Annotated in this window: 17 protein-coding genes; 2 read left to right on the top strand and 15 right to left on the bottom strand. The window is 60.7% G+C overall.

From position 1 onward, the window contains the following. Positions 1 to 59: 59 nt before the first annotated feature. The 9 genes from KJQ12_RS18335 to erpA all read right to left on the bottom strand — a co-directional run bounded on the left by KJQ12_RS18335 (position 60) and on the right by erpA (position 9,158). On the bottom strand, positions 60 to 1,187 hold the full coding sequence (locus KJQ12_RS18335) for a sugar ABC transporter substrate-binding protein (protein ID WP_213486746.1): 1,128 nt from the start codon (positions 1,185 to 1,187) through the stop codon (positions 60 to 62). Next, on the bottom strand, positions 1,180 to 2,739 hold the full coding sequence (locus KJQ12_RS18330) for a response regulator (protein ID WP_213486745.1): 1,560 nt from the start codon (positions 2,737 to 2,739) through the stop codon (positions 1,180 to 1,182). Before KJQ12_RS18330 ends, KJQ12_RS18335 begins: the two co-directional genes overlap by 8 nt. Then, positions 2,714 to 4,180: a sensor histidine kinase gene (locus KJQ12_RS18325; protein ID WP_213486736.1), complete on the bottom strand. Its 1,467-nt coding sequence runs from the start codon at positions 4,178 to 4,180 to the stop codon at positions 2,714 to 2,716. The genes KJQ12_RS18330 and KJQ12_RS18325 overlap by 26 nt, the downstream gene beginning before the upstream one ends. Further along, positions 4,177 to 5,148, bottom strand: a complete 972-nt coding sequence (locus KJQ12_RS18320) for a substrate-binding domain-containing protein (RefSeq protein ID WP_213486735.1) — start codon at positions 5,146 to 5,148, stop codon at positions 4,177 to 4,179. The genes KJQ12_RS18325 and KJQ12_RS18320 overlap by 4 nt, the downstream gene beginning before the upstream one ends. A gap of 45 nt (positions 5,149 to 5,193) precedes the next feature. After that, entirely contained in the window at positions 5,194 to 7,191 is a 1,998-nt protein-coding gene (locus tag KJQ12_RS18315) for a methyl-accepting chemotaxis protein (RefSeq protein ID WP_213486734.1), read from the bottom strand. 182 nt (positions 7,192 to 7,373) lie between these two features. Then, entirely contained in the window at positions 7,374 to 7,829 is a 456-nt protein-coding gene (locus KJQ12_RS18310) for an SRPBCC family protein (protein WP_213486733.1), read from the bottom strand. Between the two features lie 89 nt (positions 7,830 to 7,918). Next, a complete protein-coding gene (locus KJQ12_RS18305; RefSeq protein WP_041854154.1) occupies positions 7,919 to 8,290 on the bottom strand; it encodes a DUF4180 domain-containing protein in 372 nt (123 codons plus the stop codon). A 39-nt stretch (positions 8,291 to 8,329) separates the two neighbouring features. Continuing rightward, positions 8,330 to 8,611 carry a Cif family virulence factor gene (locus tag KJQ12_RS18300; RefSeq protein ID WP_213486731.1) on the bottom strand — a complete coding sequence of 94 codons (282 nt, stop codon included), beginning with the start codon at positions 8,609 to 8,611 and terminating at the stop codon, positions 8,330 to 8,332. A 193-nt stretch (positions 8,612 to 8,804) separates the two neighbouring features. Continuing rightward, a complete protein-coding gene (gene erpA, locus KJQ12_RS18295) occupies positions 8,805 to 9,158 on the bottom strand; it encodes an iron-sulfur cluster insertion protein ErpA (RefSeq protein ID WP_213486729.1) in 354 nt (117 codons plus the stop codon). Positions 9,159 to 9,657: 499 nt separating this feature from the next. Between erpA and mqnE the strand changes: the two genes are divergently transcribed. Then, entirely contained in the window at positions 9,658 to 10,761 is a 1,104-nt protein-coding gene (mqnE, locus tag KJQ12_RS18290; RefSeq protein ID WP_213486727.1) for an aminofutalosine synthase MqnE, read from the top strand. 117 nt (positions 10,762 to 10,878) lie between these two features. On the opposite strand, the gene KJQ12_RS18285 is transcribed toward mqnE, so the two are convergent. Then, the gene (locus KJQ12_RS18285) at positions 10,879 to 11,163 is read right to left on the bottom strand and encodes a YuzB family protein (protein WP_213486726.1); all 285 of its coding nucleotides are present in this window, start codon (positions 11,161 to 11,163) and stop codon (positions 10,879 to 10,881) included. Between the two features lie 79 nt (positions 11,164 to 11,242). Between KJQ12_RS18285 and KJQ12_RS18280 the strand changes: the two genes are divergently transcribed. Then, positions 11,243 to 11,491 (top strand): NifU family protein, encoded by a 249-nt coding sequence (locus tag KJQ12_RS18280; RefSeq protein WP_213486725.1) that lies wholly within the window; start codon positions 11,243 to 11,245, stop codon positions 11,489 to 11,491. 88 nt (positions 11,492 to 11,579) lie between these two features. Here KJQ12_RS18280 and KJQ12_RS18275 read toward each other — a convergent pair whose 3' ends face one another. The 5 genes from KJQ12_RS18275 to KJQ12_RS18255 all read right to left on the bottom strand — a co-directional run bounded on the left by KJQ12_RS18275 (position 11,580) and on the right by KJQ12_RS18255 (position 16,292). Beyond that, positions 11,580 to 12,341: an SDR family oxidoreductase gene (locus KJQ12_RS18275; protein ID WP_213486805.1), complete on the bottom strand. Its 762-nt coding sequence runs from the start codon at positions 12,339 to 12,341 to the stop codon at positions 11,580 to 11,582. 55 nt (positions 12,342 to 12,396) lie between these two features. Beyond that, a complete protein-coding gene (locus KJQ12_RS18270; RefSeq protein ID WP_213486724.1) occupies positions 12,397 to 13,098 on the bottom strand; it encodes a Cthe_2314 family HEPN domain-containing protein in 702 nt (233 codons plus the stop codon). Between the two features lie 12 nt (positions 13,099 to 13,110). Continuing rightward, the gene (locus KJQ12_RS18265) at positions 13,111 to 14,070 is read right to left on the bottom strand and encodes a COX15/CtaA family protein (protein WP_213486723.1); all 960 of its coding nucleotides are present in this window, start codon (positions 14,068 to 14,070) and stop codon (positions 13,111 to 13,113) included. 207 nt (positions 14,071 to 14,277) lie between these two features. Then, positions 14,278 to 14,631 carry a thioredoxin family protein gene (locus KJQ12_RS18260; protein ID WP_213486721.1) on the bottom strand — a complete coding sequence of 118 codons (354 nt, stop codon included), beginning with the start codon at positions 14,629 to 14,631 and terminating at the stop codon, positions 14,278 to 14,280. Between the two features lie 65 nt (positions 14,632 to 14,696). Further along, a complete protein-coding gene (locus tag KJQ12_RS18255) occupies positions 14,697 to 16,292 on the bottom strand; it encodes a copper amine oxidase N-terminal domain-containing protein (RefSeq protein WP_213486719.1) in 1,596 nt (531 codons plus the stop codon). Positions 16,293 to 16,422 lie beyond the last annotated feature (130 nt).

Here is a 16,422-nt window from a genome sequence, read left to right as displayed (position 1 = left end):
GCTGTAATGACAGGACTCTTTTATGATGTTCTGTAATTTCTTGAGCCGAATCCGATCGTTTACCGTTCGATGTGTTTGTAAACTTCCTCCCGGGCGTGAAATCCGTCCGCGATGATCGTCTCGTCGATATTGTCGGCGTTCACGGCGATCGGCGTCAGCAGCACGGAGGGCACGTCAAGCTTGCCGTTGTTTACGAGACGGTCGGCACGCGGCGTCTCGCCTTTCGCCATCTTGACGGCCAATTCCGCCGCCACTTCGGCAAGCTGCCGGATCGGTTTGTAGACGGTCATCGTCTGGGTGCCCGCGACGATCCGCTGGGCGGCTGCGAGTTCGGCATCCTGTCCCGCAACGGGAACCTGGCCGGCGAGTCCCCACTCCGCCAGCGCTTCGATGGCGCCGCCCGCCGTGCCGTCGTTGCCGGCGATGACGGCATCGATTCTGCCCTCGTTCGCTTCCAGCGCGATGCGCATGTTGTCCCGCGCGTTGGCGGGCTGCCAATCCCGGGTCCACTGGTCGAACACGATGGTGATCTCTCCCCGGTCGATGTACGGCTGGAGCACATTGAACACCCCTTTTTTGACCAGGTGGGCGTTGTAATCCGTCTCGGGACCGCCGATGTAGACATATTTCCCCGCGGGAACCCGCTTCGTGATCGCTTCCGCTTGCAGCTCGCCCACCCGCTCGTTGTCGAATGAGACGTACAGGTCGACGTCCGCGTTTCGCACCAGACGGTCGTAGGACAGCACCTTGATGCCGGCGGCATGGGCCTTGTTCACAATCGTCGCCGCCGCTTCCGCATCATGGGGCACGACGACGAGGATGTCGACCCCCATGCCGATCAGCGTCTCGGCCTGCTCGATCTGCTTCGCGTCGTCGCTGTCCGCCGTCATGACGATGAATTCCGCTCCCAGCGCTTTCACCGCTTCGCCGAACATCTCCTGGTCCTTGATCCAACGCTCTTCCTGCAGCGTATCCATCGTGAGCCCGACCTTGATGGTCCCGTCGTCCTGCCGCCGGACGCCCGGTGCTTGCCCGTCCGGAAGCTCCTCCCCGGGGGGCAGGCCCGCGTCGTTCCCGGCGTCTACTCGCATGAAGATCGCCCACAGGAGCACCACCGCCAGCGCGATGGCCGCAACCTGGAGCAGCCGGAGTGCCGCCATTCTCCTTATCGCTTTCCGTTCAAGCATCGCAAGCCTCCCGCCCTCTTGTCCCGAGCAGCGCCTTCCGGTATTCCGTCGGCGAGATGTTGCACATCTTCTTGAACACCTTGCTGAAATAGTTCGGATCGCGGTAGCCGACCTCCAGCGCGATCACTTTCATGCTGAGCTCGGGATCGGCCATGAGCTTCTTCGCCTTCTCGATCCGGCATTCGGTCAGAAAATCGATGTAGTTGATGCCGAACTGCTCCTTGAACAGTTTGCTGATATAGAACGGGCTGAGGCCGATCATCCGTCCGATCGCCTCGAGCGAAATGTCCTCGTGCGAATGTTCAATGATATATTTCTTGATCTGGTGCACGGCGTCCGGCTCATGGCGCGCCTGATGCTCCGCATACGCCTGCCGGAGCCGGCCGATCAGAATGTGCGCCTCCGCCTGCAGCCGCCGGTAATCCTGCGCCTGGAACGGAAATACCGGCGCCTGGACTTCGACGCCGAGCTCCTGCAGCATCCGCGAGACGAGCCAGATCAGCTCGAGCGCGCGCTGCTGCGCCAGCAGCAGGTCGACGCCCTCCTGCTCGCAGCGGCGGATGAACGACATGATGCCTTCCTGCACGCGCTCCCAGTCGCCCGTCCGGATCTGCTCGATGAACCGCTTCTCCCATTCCCGGTCGGACCGGCCGCCCACCGCGCCGAGCGCGGGCGTATCCTCGTAGAACCGGTATTTGACCGGCAGCGTCGGGTCCATCGCGGCGATCTGGGCTTCGTGGTAGGATTGCCGGATGTCGTCCAGCGAGCCGCAGACGCCGCCGATGCCGATAAACCATCCGGCGCCGCCGCCCGAAGCGGCCAGGGCGAGCAATTCCCTGGCCAGCGTCGTCGCCTGGGAACGGTACGATCGAACCGGATCACGGAACACGATGACCGGGATCTGCCCGCCGGACAGCGCCCCGACCAGGCCGACGCCCGTCTTCCGGATTCTCGCTTTCACTTCGGCATACTTCTGCTCTTCGCCTGCCGGCATCATGACGACGATGGCGAACATCTCGCTTGCCGTGCTGACGCCGAGCAGGTCGACCAGCTCGTCCAGATGCACATCGTGGACATGGTCGTACAGCAGCTGGGTCACGATGTCCGTCTCGACGACGGGAAGCACTTTTTTGAGCGCGGTGATCTGCTGCCTGCTCGCTTCGCGTTCCTTGCGCTCCTCCTCGATCTGCCGCAGCACCCGGCCGACGGTCGCGATGATCTCGTCCGCCTTGCTCGGCTTGAGCAGGTAGTCCTTCACGCCGAGCTTGATGGCCGTGCGGGCGTAGTCGAACGCATCGTAAGCCGTCACCATGATGAACCGGATGTCCGGTTCAATGGCGCTTATCCGCTCGATCGTCTCGAGGCCGTCCATGCCCGGCATCTTGATGTCCATCAGCACCAGATCCGGACGGAAGCCTTCCTCGACCATCTGCAGCGCGACCCGTCCGTTCCGCGCCTGTTCGATGGCAAGATCGGGAAACCCTTTCCGCAATATCGCCGCAAGCCCTTCACGCTCAATCTGCTCGTCATCCACGATCAGTACGCTGGTCATCCGCTTCGTACCTCCTCACTTTGGGCAAACGCAGCACGACCTTCGTGCCGGATCGCGGTTTGCTCTCGATGTCGATGATGTCGTCCTGCCCGTAGAACAGCCGGAGCCGCTGCACGACATTGCCGATCCCGATGCCGGTCGTATGCCCCTCCGTCTCTTGCGCGCTGCCTTTGAGCACCCGTTCGATCTTGTCCTCCGGCATGCCCGGCCCGTCGTCCGCAATCTCGACCCGGATCCGATCGCCGTCTTCCGCGATGCGGAACACGATGGTGCCGCCGTCCTCCATCGGCTCCACGGCGTGGATGACGGCGTTCTCCACGATCGGCTGGAGTGTCAGCCCGGGAATCTGCACGTACAGGCACGACTCGTCAATGTCCTCGACAAACCGCAGCCGGTCGGCGAACCGGGCCGACTGGATGTCCATGTATTGGCGCAGCACCCGGACTTCCTCGTAGAGCGTGACGGAGCGGTCCAGCCGCCGCAGATTGTAGCGGAGCAGACCCGCGACGCTCGCCAGCAGGTCGCTCGTCTCTTCGGCGCCTTCCAGATAAGCTTTCTTCGAGAGCGTATCCAGCGTGTTGAACAGAAAATGCGGATGAATCTGGCTCTGCAGGCTGCGGTACCGGCTCTCCTGCAAGAGCAGCTTGTTCTGCTGCAGTTCGTGCTCCAGTTGGGCTTTCTGCTGGATTTCCGTAATGAGGTTGTTGATATTCACCCGCATCCGCTCGAACATTTTCGCCAGAAAAGCGATCTCGTCGTTCGACGACACTTCGATCTCCTGGTCGAACCGTCCCCGCGACAGTTCCTTCGCCGCCTGTGTCAGCTTCTGCACCGGCCTCGTGATGCTGAGGGCGAACCAGTACGCGAAGATCAGCAGCAGGAACGTGATGGTAAGCAGCAGCCAGATGCCGAGCTTGTTCAGCTCCGTCGACCGCTCGATGATGCCCCGGTAGAACCGGTCGTACGTTTTGAGCTCGGTGTCGAGCAGCGTCAGTGTCATGTCGGAGATGGAGCGGGAGATGCGCGTCGCTTCATTGAATGCCTGATTCGAATCTTCGGTGTCCATCTGCGCCTGGAACATCATCGACCGGTTCGCCGTTTCGAGCAGACTGTCGATCAGATTCGTGTAGCTGGTAAGGTCAAAGTCGTTGTCTCCGTTGCGCAAGGCGAACACGTCGTATTTCGCCCGGCGCAGCCGTTCCTTGCTCTGCTCGAGCTGTTCGTAATGTTCAGGCGTCGGCCGGATGAGGTAGTTGTTCAGGTCCGTGATCGTCTGCTGACTGGCGCCCGTCACCTCGTTCATCCGCAGATAGCGCTGCAGAATGTCGTTGTATTGCTCCTGGGTCTGGCGGCTGTAGTAGGTCAGCGTCAACCAGATGGCCGCCATGATGAACAGCACGATGCCGGTGAGGACCAAAATTTTGTTCTGTATGCGATTCATGGCGCATCTTCCGCTTTCCGCAGCCGAATTTCGGTATGATAGCCGCTCGTCTTGAGCGGGATCTGCCTGCCTTCCAGCCAGTCGATCATGAGGGCCGTGCTGATCCGTCCCATTTCTTCGGGCGACTGTTCAATGATGCCGTCGATGAGCCCTTCCCGGAGCAGCGTCAGCGTATCCGGGCTGTCGTCGAACGAGTAAATATGATACGGCTTCACCCGCGACCTGCGGCCGATCTCCTGCACCATCGCGGCGGTCAGGTTCGCGTTCGCCGCGATGAACGCCTGCACGTCGGGCGAATGATTCATCAGATCCTGCATGGCGGCGATGACCTGCTCCCGCGAGCCCTGCGTCTCCGCGTATTGCAGCTCGATGCCGGGATAAGCTTCCAGGATGCTGCGAATCCCGTCCAGCCGCTGTTCCTGGTAATAGGCGTTGCCGTTGTCCCTGAGCAGGATGACCGTTCCCTCCTGGCCCATGTCCGCCGCCAGCTGCCGGGCGATCGTCCGGCCCGCTTCGAATTGATCGGAACCGACATAAGTCCTGCGCAGGCTGTCCGGCACGTCGTTCGCGACGGTGATGACGGGGATGCCGTATGAGGCCGCCTTGTATTTCACCAGTTCCTTGAAAGCGTCCGTATCCAGCCCCTGGACGATGATGCCGTCCATGCGGGAGTGAATCGCAATTTCCAGTTTCTTCAGAAATTCGTCCGCATCATTGCTGTAGCTTCCCCAGATTTCAAGCATCGCGCCGTGTTTCGCCGCTTCTTCCCGCGCGCCGGCGCCGACCCGGTCCCAGAAAGGCGTCTCCAGTTCCTGGGTGATGAGGACCAGCCGGTACTCCGCGGATTCCTGCAAGGGCGTCTGGGGGAGCCGCCAGTCGGCGCGGAACACCTTGTACGCCGATGCCGACGTGAAATAGAGCAGCACCGCACAGATGGCGGCGAGCAGGACGACGATCGTTTTTCGCATGGCGTTGTTTCTCCGTTTCCCCCGTAAAATTCGCAGAGATTGGACTCATGATACCGTGAACCGGGAGAGCGACGCCTTGAGCTGGTCGGACACCGACTCCAGCCGGTTCGACAGCTCCACCAGACCGGCGCTGACGCCGAGCTGTTCACGGCTCAAGGAAGCCACATCCCCGGACACCGCCGCGGCCTGCTGCGCGACGGAGCTGACCTCGCTCATCGTGCCGGCCATGGCGGACTGCACCTGTTCAAGCCGCCGGATCGACGCCGTCGCCGCTTCCAGCCGGCCGAGAAAAGCGTTCATGTTCGTCTGCACCGCGCGGAACAGCCGGTGCGCTTCCTTGACGGCTTCGATCTGTTCCCGGAAGACCGGATGAGCCTCGGACAGCGCCTCGACCGTCTCGCGGATTTCATGCTGGATCGTGCCGATGATCTCGCCGGCCACGGCGATCGACTGCCGGGACTGCTCCGCCAGCCCGCGGATTTCGTCCGCCACGACCATGAAGCCTTTGCCCGCGCTGCCGGCGCGCGCGGCCTCGATGCCGGCGTTCAGCGACAGAATGTTCGTCTGCGCGTTCATCCGGATGAGCATCTCGAGGATGTTCCGGATCGAGCCCGCGCTGTCGGCCAGACGGCCGACCTTCTCCGCCATCGAGCGGGTAATCGCTTCCATCCGGTTCGTGTTGCCGGTCAAGGCCGTCATGTGGCCGGTACCTGCCGCTCCGGCTTCTTCCGCCTCGGACGCGGCCCGTTTCATCTCCTCATTCGATGCGACGACGGTCTGCACCTGTGCGCCGATCTCATCCGCGATGTCCGCTCCCTGCTCGGACGCGGTGGCGAGGCTGGCGGCGCCGGACGCGATCTCACCGGTCGCCGCCGCGATCGTCCCGGCGGCATCCTCCGTCTGGCGGGCGGCCTGCGCCAGGGCCGCTGACGTCTCGAGCACCGCCTGCGCAGACTGGTTCGCGCTCTGCACGAGCGCCGTGATCTCTTCCATCATCCAGTTGAAGCTGTCGGCGACCTGGCCGATCTCGTCCTTCCGCCGGATCGTGGATCTGACGGTGAGGTTTCCTTTCTTGCCCTCCGTCATGAGCGCCTTCAGTTCTCCAAGCGGCCGTCCGATCATCCGCATGACGATGAAGCCGATGAGGCCCGCCGCCGCCACCGCCGCAACCGACATGAGCAGCGTGATGTCCCGGATGGCGCGCACATTTTCCATCAGGCTGGCGAGCGGGATATGGCTGACAATCTGCCAGCCGTTCGATTCCACCACCCCCTGCACGGACAACATGGCCTGGCCGTCGATCCTGGTTATGGCCGAATCGTATTCAGGCAAGTCGTAGGGATAGGGCTTGCCGGCCAATCCGGACTCCGTCGCGTAGACGATCGTCCGGTCGGGCGCGACGACATAGATGCGTCCGTCGCCGAAATCCGTCGATTGGACCCGCTTCTCGATGACATACGGATCGATCTCCATATAGAGCTCATGCATCACGTTCATCTCGTATGCCATGCCGACGTACAGCCGGATGCTGCCGCCCGGCCCGCCCGCGTCGGCGAACCAGACCGGCTTGCCCTGCCCGTCCCGGACGCGCTGCGAGACGGCCGGATCGCGGAATCCTTCGGCATCGGCCGATGCATCCGACGCGAGGACGGGACGTCCCTCCCGCTCGGTGATGAGCGCGATCTGTTTGATTGAAAGATCGGTCATCGCCGCGGCGCTGAGCCGGGTGCCGAGCGTCTGTGCGAGGCTTGCGATTTCCGCGGCGTCGCCGGATTGATTGTACGCATTGAGCATCCGGATGAAGTCGGCATCCGCGATGACCTGCTTCAGCTTCTGCGCATAGCCCGTCAGGACGACGTCCAGCTTCTCGGCCGTCTGCCGCGCGGTGATCCGGTTCGCTTCCGCGACTTCCGTCTCGATCGCCCGTTTCGACCGGGAATACGAGAACCAGCCGAGGGCCAGTACACAGAGCAGAATGGCGCAGAAGATGAGGATGAACAGCTTCATGCCGACCGAATGGAACATCGACCGATTGACGCTCATCGCAAGATGTCTCCTTACCTGGGATGATGTGGATTTGCAAGGAAGCAAGCGCTTTCAAAAATGATCTCTACTCCATTCGACAGCGTACTCCATTTCCCTGCATCGCGAAAGCGGATGATAGAAGATTCCAGCAAGTCACAAAAAAATCCCCGTCAAGGGGACGTTCGGCGGATGTTCAGCCGTCATTTCGCAGCCGAGCCTGTCGATAAATAGCGCTCCATATTTTCCAATTCGCGTTTGTAAATCGAGCGGATCATGGAAGAAGTGGCCAGCCGCTCCACCCAGCCGGAAAATCCGGGTTTGTCGGGAAACCGCGAGGTGAGCCTGAGTATGCAGCAATCATCGGATTCCGGAATCAATTCCCATGTTGTCGTAATCCCCGCATTGCCGTCCTGCTCCTGCACGATGCGTCCGGGCTCAAGTTCCTTGAGCGTCATGACCAGCGCGGTGCGGTTACCCATCACGTTCATCGTCAACCGGAACACCGTTCCGTCGCCTCTGCCGCCTTCCAGTACTTCCAGCGATTCGAACTGCCTGGGCAGGATGCGGCGATGTTCATCCATGTCGATGATCAGGTTGTACACCCGCTGCGGGGACATCTGGAACCGGCGTTCCACGGAGACCGCGTAATGCGTCAAGCTCAACCCCTCCCGAATTGGCATAAAGCGCATTAATTTCCTTCCATTATACTTCAGGTTGAGCTGAGCGGAATTGTAAAAATCGGAACTTATCCGGGCTGCGGCGCCAGGAGCCAGCCCACGGCCTCATCCTGGTCGGTGAAGACGCGGAACGTATTCCCGTTGCGGTATTCGGCGACCATTTCACGAAACCGTTCGGGAAACTGCAGGCCTTCCCGGATGACCGCCGCCGCCTTGATGTTGTAGTTGACGAATTTCTGCAACACGGCACCGGCCAGACCGGTCCGCAGCCTGACAAAATCATCCGACAGCACGCCGCCGTCCAGCAGCACCGCGTTCGTGTCATGTTCCATGCACAGCGCAATGATGTCGATCGCGTCCTGCTCCCGCTGAATCGGCGAATCGCCGCCGGTAATATGCAAGTACCTTCTCCCCTGGTATGCTTTGACTTGATGATTCATTTTCAATCCCGCCTCTTGATGGTTTCCCGCGCCCGGGCTTCATGCGGAGTCATCCTCATCCGGCAGCGCGGCGAGGAATGCCTTTACCTCCCGAATCCAGTCCAGCTCGCCACAAGTGCGCACATCCCACTCCAAAACACGATTGCCCTCTCCCAGCCATTTTTCCATCCACAACCGTACGTTATCCCGGCCGCGATAGACCGGGCCGCAGCATTCCGTTATGATGCAATCTTCATCAAGCGTTTCAAGCACGGTTTCGATTTCCGCGCGCTTCCAGCCCGAAACATACTGCTCGAATATGGATATCAAGTTTGTGGACATCGAGATCCCTCCATGGCTTCATGTTTAAAACTTCCTGTTCTGGTATTTGATGTTCGGTCGCCTGACTCCTCTTTTTACGCGTTTCCCGTCAAACAGAAAAGGCCTCCTTCGTCAAACTCCGTGTACCGGAATCCAACGAAGAAGGCCTTATGGTTCATCCATCATGCCGCAATGCTCACGGACTTCGTCCGCCTCAGCACTCCTCCGGCTTGCCCGCTTCAGTCGCCGTGCGGAACGACTGGCCGCAGCCGCAGGTGGCCACCGCGTTCGGGTTGTGGATCGTAAATCCGCCGCCCATCGCCGTCTCCTTGTAGTCGATCTCGAGTCCGTACAGATATTTCATGCTGTCCGAGTCGACGACAACGCGCAGACCGCGGATGTCCATCTCCTGGTCGTTCTCGTGCTTCTCGTCGTCGAAGCCCATGCCGTAGGAGAAGCCGCTGCAGCCGCCCTCCCGCACGCCGATGCGAAGGAACAGACCGGGCGTCTCCTCCTCGGCGAGCATTTCCTTGATTTTATTCGAAGCCGCTTCGCTGATCGCAATCACCTTGGATCCCTCCCGCTAGCTTGATGCGCCTTGATAAGCATCAATATTAATTTATAAGTATACCCGACATTCCAGGATGCCACAATAGGAGCCGGCCGGCGCACCGGGCGGTCCGGTCAATCTCCGGGATGCTCTGTTTGATTAACGAAACCAGGACGTCTTATTTGCCGGAAATCGCGGGTTTTCGGATTCGTAACGAAACCGAGACGTCCTGTTCGGATTTGAAGGGGCAAAAAACGGCTCTCCGTAGCCAAATAAGAATGCTGCGTTTCGTTCGCGTCCGGAAGCAGACCAAATTGTCACAAATAACGGCTCCTTGTTTCGTTAGCGCTTCAATTGTTGTCCTGGCGCGACTTTCAACCGCTGCAACACTTTCTCCGGCCCTCCGGCTGCGCCTCATCTCCCGGATTATCCTGTTGCCCGATTCTGTCCCGGAAGATTATAATAATTACAGTCTCTGGACGGGTGCCGCTTAAGCCCATCGACAGGAGGAATGGCCATGAACGTCGTAATCCCGACCGAACATTCACGCATGCAGGAAATCCGAGAGAAGGTACACTATGGTCAGCGGCTGACCCTCGAAGACGGCGTCTTCCTGTACGAGTCCGATGATCTGCTCGCCATCGGCCAGATGGCGAACGAAGTGAACCTGCGGAAGAACGGCAAGAAAGTCTATTTCATCGAGAACATGAGCCTGTACTTTACGAACGTGTGCGAATCGCACTGCGCGTTCTGCAGCTTCCGCCGGGACCAGGGCGAAGAGGGCGCGTACACGCTCACCGGCGAAGAGATGCTCGCCTATATCGAGAAGCATTACCATCCCGGCGTCCGGGAATTCCATATCGTCGGCGGCCACAATCCGCATGTGCCGTTCGACTACTACGTCGAATCGCTCCGCGTGCTGAAGCAGCACTATCCGGACGTGACGCTGAAGGCGTACACCGCCGCAGAGATCGAGTTCTTCTCGCGTCTCTCCGGCCTCTCGTACAAGGAAGTGCTGGAGGAGCTGGTCAAGGCCGGGCTCGGCACGCTGACGGGCGGCGGCGCCGAAATTCTGTCCGATGAATACCGCAAGAAAATGCGCGTCGAGAAAGCGGACGTGAACCAATATCTCGAAGTGCACCGCACCGCGCATCAGCTCGGCATCCGGACGCACACGACGATGCTGTACGGCGCCATCGAGACGCATCGCGACCGGATCGAGCACCTGATCAAACTGCGCGAACTTCAGGACGAAACGAACGGCTTCATGGTATTCATCCCGTTGTCGATGCAGCCCTCCAGCCCGAAGGCAAGCATCCGCCGACGGAACTCGGCGTTCGAAGATCTGAAGACGATTGCGATCAGCCGGCTCATGCTGGACAACTTCCAGCACATCAAGGCTTACTTCATCAACATCGGAACGCAGCTCACCCAGGTGTCGCTGGCGATGGGCGCTTCCGACGTCCACGGCACGATCGTGAAGGAGCGGATCAGCCATTCCGCCGGCGCGCTGACGCCGGAAGGCATTACGCGCGAAGATCTGATCTGGCTTGTGAAAGGCGCCGGCCGGATTCCGGTCGAACGCGACACGTTCTACAACGAGATCAAGGTGTACGATTAATGCGCCCAATATGCATCGGGCTCCCCGAACCCGTCGGGGAGCCCTTGCCTATGCTTGCGACCACATTGATCACCAGCACATGGTTGGATTGAACGGCCGGCGCATGTACATAATTTGTTACAGATCGTCCAGCAGCTTGTCGAGCATCTCCCGCTCGGCCTGCTGCTCGCGGACGGCCTTCAGAATCGCCTCGTACAGCTCATCCGCCGTCTCGGCGGCCACGATCTCGCCGTTCACGTACGCGTACGGGAACAGAAAACATTCGCCGCAGTTGCCAAGGCAGCCGTATTCGATCACATCGTATTTGTCCGGTTCCGCTTCGAGCCGGCGCATCACCGCGTCCGTGCCGTGATGCATGTTGCTCGCGCAAAATTCGATGATCGGCCGATCCACGCGGTTCACCTGCCCCTCACCCGATCCGTTTTCATTCTGCCCGTTTTGTACTATAATAAATAGTAAGCAAGAAAGGAGCTGATGGCAAATGAGCAATACGACGACGGATCAGCAAATGTACGACGAAGTGCTCGACGTCCTTGACAAGCTGCGTCCGTTCCTGCAGCGCGACGGCGGCGACGTCGAACTGGTCGATGTCGAAAACGGCGTCGTGAAGCTGCGCCTGATGGGCGCATGCGGCAGCTGCCCGAGCTCGACGATCACGCTGAAGGCCGGCATCGAACGCGCGCTGCTGGAAGAAGTCGAGGGCATCCAAGAGGTCATTCAGGTATTCTGACATCCGTATGCCGTTGGAAACAAAAGCGTCTTGCCCCGGGACGTTCGCCGAACGCCCGCGGGGAAAGACGCTTTTCTTCTTGGCGAATTCAAATGGTGTTCCGAATCGGATCGAAGCCGCCGGTCACATCCAGCAGGTTGCCGGTGATGAAGTCCGACCGCGGATCGCACAGGAACCGGATCGCGCGCGCCACGTCCTCGCCCGTTCCGGGTCTGCGCCCCGATTCGGGATCGATCTCGCCGCGCACGTCGCCGATCGACTTCTCCTTGTTCGCGCCGCGGATGTCGCCGGGACAGATCATGTTCACCGTGATGCCGTGCATCGCTTCCTCGACGGCCAACGTCTTCGTGAAGGAGACGAGCGCCGTCTTCGCCGCCGCGTACACGGCGCGGTGCGGCCAGGCGCGAGACTCGCCGGCATGGCCGAAGCCGAAATGGATGATCCGTCCCCATCCCCGCTGCCGCATCCCCGGCAGCAGCAGCCGGTCGAGCAGCATGACGCCGAGCAGGTTGCCGTTCACCAGCCCGATGATCTCGTCCGGCGCATAGTCGGCGAACAGCCGCCGCTCGCGGATGAACGGCCCCGCGTTGTTGATCAGGATGTCGATGCCGCCGAGCCGCCGCTCCGCCTCTTCGGCCAGCCGCTCGACCTGGCCCGGGTCCGACACGTCGGCCTGCACGGCATGCGAGCGGACGCCGAGCCGCTGCAGCTCGCCCGCCAGCGCTTCCGCCTCGGTCCGGCTGCTGACATAGTTCACGATGACGTCGCATCCCGCTTCGGCGAGGAGCAGCGCGGTCCGCTTGCCGAGACCTTTCGCGCTCCCGGTGATCAGCGCCCTCTTCCCCTTCAGCTCCATCGATTCCTCCTCCGCGCATCGTTCCCTGACCGCGGCCGCCTCCGGGCGTTCATTTCATCCAGCGCCGGACATAGCGGAACGCGATGCACAGGGAAGCCGTGATCATCTCGAACGCTTCTTCCAGCTGCCTGACCTGCTCGTCGATGTTCTCCAGCCTTGCCGGCTTGCCGTAAGACTTCCGGCTCTGCATCAAATCGTCCATCATCTCGGTGTTCATGAAGTGCACTTCGATGTTGCGCCGCTTGCGCAGCTCGGCGAGCGGCGCCTGATACTTCTCCTTCAGCTCGTCCAGCGCGGCGGACAGCTTCGGGTGCAGCCGCTTCTGCCGCATGTTGCGCAGCACGGTGAAGTAGGAGAACTGCGGCTTCATTTTCTCGGTCTGCAGCCCGAGCGCGTCGTTCAGGAATGCGCCGAGCTTGTCGAGGATGGCGAACACGCGGATGAACCCGTTTTTGTCGAAGTAGACGTAGCGGAAGTAATCCAGCTGCTCCTCGTACGACATGTGCGCCAGCGACTCTTTGTTGATGCGGTGCGCATAGCCGCGCGCCGCGTACAGGCTCTGCTCGAGCTCATCCAGCGAAGCCATCAGCCCGAGGGCGCCGATCTCGTACACGCGCAGCCGGTACTCCCGGTCCTTGCCGGCCGCGATCCGCTCATGCATCAGGTTCGCGAATTGGCTGATCTCCTTGTACACTTCGGCCATCCGGCCGGTCAGCCGTCTCGGCTGCTCGCCGAACAATGTGCGCAGCAACGCGGCACCTCCTCATGCGTGCGATTCGGCAACCTTCGCATCCCTGCCGGCGTCGCGATAGCGCCACGAGCGGATGCTCAGATCGGCAAGCAGACTGAACAGGCCGCAGATGACCAGATTGTGCAGCAGGCTCGTGAAAATAAACAGGTCCTCGTTCCCGACCGTCCATGCCACCAGCGCGCCGCTCAGCACCTGCCCGACAGTCAGCCCGAGCAGCCATGAAGAAGTCCTCGCCGTCACGCTGTCCGCCTGGCGTACGCGCCTGATGTAAACATAGAGCAACAACATGACGATGAGGAACACCGCCGCCGCCAGCCGATGCACGAAGGCGATCAGCGTCGCGCCCTCGAGTTCCGGCACGACCGCGCCGTTGCAGAGCGGCCAGTCCGTGCCGCAGCCGCCGGCGGAATCGGTGTGCCGGATATAGGCGCCCAGGTATATGACGATCAGGCTGTACACGGATACGGCCAGGGCAAACGGGAAGATGCCCCGCGGAACGGCCGGCGGCGTCCGCCCCGCCGCATCCCGCTGCCGCAGCACCCACAGGACGAGCAGCAGCGTGCTCGCGAACGCGAACAGCGAGATGCCGAAGTGCAGCGCCATCACTTGCGACGACTGCGGCCACTTCACCGCCGCCGCCCCCATCAGCGCCTGAACGACCGTGAACACGAGGATGCTGCCGGCGTACCAGAGCGGCTCCGGATCGGGCTTGTCCATGTTCCGCACGAGCCGGTACGTGGCGATGCAGGTCAGCACGACCAGAATGCCGGCGATGCCGGTCAGAAACCGATGGGAATACTCGATCGTCGACTCGAGCGTCCAGGCCGGGATGAACTTGCCGTTGCAGAGCGGCCAGTCCGTGCCGCAGCCGTCGCCGGAGTCGGTATTCGTCACAAGCGCGCCCCCGAGGAGCACGATCAGCATGCCGATGCATGTTGCGATGACCAGTTTGCGGTAACCGCCGGATATCATTTACTCACCACATTTCTTCTGTCGAACGATCCGGATTACGGGCAGAGAGCCCGGCGGCTCGCTTCACAGACTCTGTCAACATTACATTATAACGATTGCATCCGGCGAAATCCATGTAGAAACGATGAATTCGGCTGGAAGCGGCAGACAAAGCGGCAGGCGCCGACCGTCAGCCGGTCGATGCCTGCCGCTTCCATGACATTGCCTTTAGCCGTTCCACCCGCTCAGCGCCGCGTCCACCTGGATCGCGCGGTCCAGGAACCGCTCGATCTCGGGCCGCGATTTGCGCAGCTTGCTGACGAACCGGACGATCTCGCGCCCTCCGCGGAATGCGACGAAGCTCGGAATGCCGTAAATATCCAGCTCGATGAACAGATCAAGCAGCTCGTCGCGGTCGACTTCCAGAAATTCGATCCGGTCCCGGAACGCTTCCTCGATATCCGCCATGAACAGATCGAGGAACCGGCAATCCGGACACCAGTCCGCCTTGAACACCGCGACAGTCAGGACGTCCCGTCCGATCCGGCTGCGGAAATCCGCGGCATCAGCCGCTTTGTCCATGTTCATCGCTCCTTCCGACGCGCATGCGGGAACGGTGCGCCAGCCGTCCGATCAACCGCGGCCGATTACCGTTCAATCAGTTCCGCGACATCGCGCTTCATGACCAGCACCTGGAACCCGTCTTCGTCGATCCATGCGACCGATCCGCCGAGCGTTTCCATCAGATTGCGTGCCGGCACGTACGTGACGCCGTCCGCCATGACGGTGACCGGATAGCCCCACTCTACCGTCTTCCCGTTCACCGCGACCTTGTTGCTGCCGACCGTCAGCACAACTTCGCTTCCGGTCGCGTCATCGCGCACGATGAGATGTTTCGTCTCCGGATCGAATTTGACTTCCGCTTCGAAATACTCCGCCGTATCGCGCAGCGGCACGAGCGTCCAGCCGTTCGGCGCCTTGATCGGAGCCGGGTCGTCAAATTCGGGATAGAGCCTGAACTCCTGCTCTCCGATTTTGAACCGGTTGGCGAGCAGCTCGTACAGACCGGACTCGGCGTCAAAGAAGCGGAGCGCATCCGCCGTCGACCATTCTTCCATGTTTTCGGGCGTAATGCCGCCGTCCTCGGGAACCTGCGGCTTAGCCAGCTCAACATCGCCATTAATATTCCACATTTCAGAGGAATATGCCAGACGGATGCCGTTCAACCCTTCAAGCGGATTTTCGCCGAGCGCCGACTTCAGCTTCTCCGCATCCGGACGGAATTCGACTTCGACGTCCTGCTTGCGGATCTGGAGCTTGCCGTCGACATAGAGGTCGGCGCGCACCTGGAGACTGTCATTGAAGATCGCCTGAATCATTTCAGGCTCGGCCGCTTCGATGAAAGCGAGCCCTGCCGCCGCCTCCTTCAAGGCTCCGATCAGCTCTTCCGCCGCTCCGGCAATGTCCTCTTCTTCTTCGACGATCGCCAGTTCGTCAACCGGCAGTTCACGATCCGCGAACAGGGCCGACTGTTCGCTCAGCATCGTCGCGAGCGCTTCAACCAGCGTCCGTGCGCCTTCTTCGTCCGCAATCAGCGCTTCAAGGTATTTCTTCAGCCATTCGAACAGTTCGGCGCCGTCAAACCGGACGCTGACCCGGGTGAGCGACAGCTCCTCTCCGCCCACGGTCACGGGCGTGCTCAGCGCAACCGACAGATCGGAGACATTCGGCATGTTGTCAACCAAATAGTCTCCGGACGACTGCAGGAATTTCAGCATCATTTCCTGCGTTTGACGCAGCTGCTCATCCGACAGCGCGACATCGGACAGTTCCTCGTCCGCTGCGCTCAGATCGATGACGATCGGAGCGCTCGCGCCGTCCAGCTCGACCACCATCAGCGTATCGGCCATTTGCGCCGAGAAGCCGATGCCGATGTCCCCGAGCCACAGCGTGCCGCGCATCAAGTTGTTCCACGGGTCCTTGACTTTGTACTCGTCAATTTCCAGCTTCACATGGGTGAGCAGCGGCAGGATCGCCGCGGCTTCTTCCTCATGCGCCATCTCGTTCAACAGTTCCTTGCTCAAATCCAGCTCGAATTCGTACTTGAGACTGCCTTCCGCCGCGGTCGTCTTGAACGACTGCTTGAGCACCCCGTTCAGATCGACCCCTTGCACAGCCTGACAGCCTGCCGCGAACAAGAGCAGCGCCGCAAACGCCAGTGCAAGCCATTTCCTCATCCGCATGCCTTCACTCCGTCTCCTCTCATATTTATGTATGAATAACAATCAATATTTTACCATAATTGCACTGTAATTGATAGATTTCTGTAATGAAAATGAAAGCTTGTGCTGCTATGGCGATGCGAACAACGGA

Source organism: Thermobacillus xylanilyticus (assembly GCF_907165215.1).
In the GTDB taxonomy this organism is placed as follows: Bacteria; Bacillota; Bacilli; order Paenibacillales; family Paenibacillaceae; genus Thermobacillus; species Thermobacillus xylanilyticus.
The sequence above is the reverse complement of the archived record's forward strand: the minus strand, read 5'-3'. Positions and strand labels throughout refer to the sequence as shown.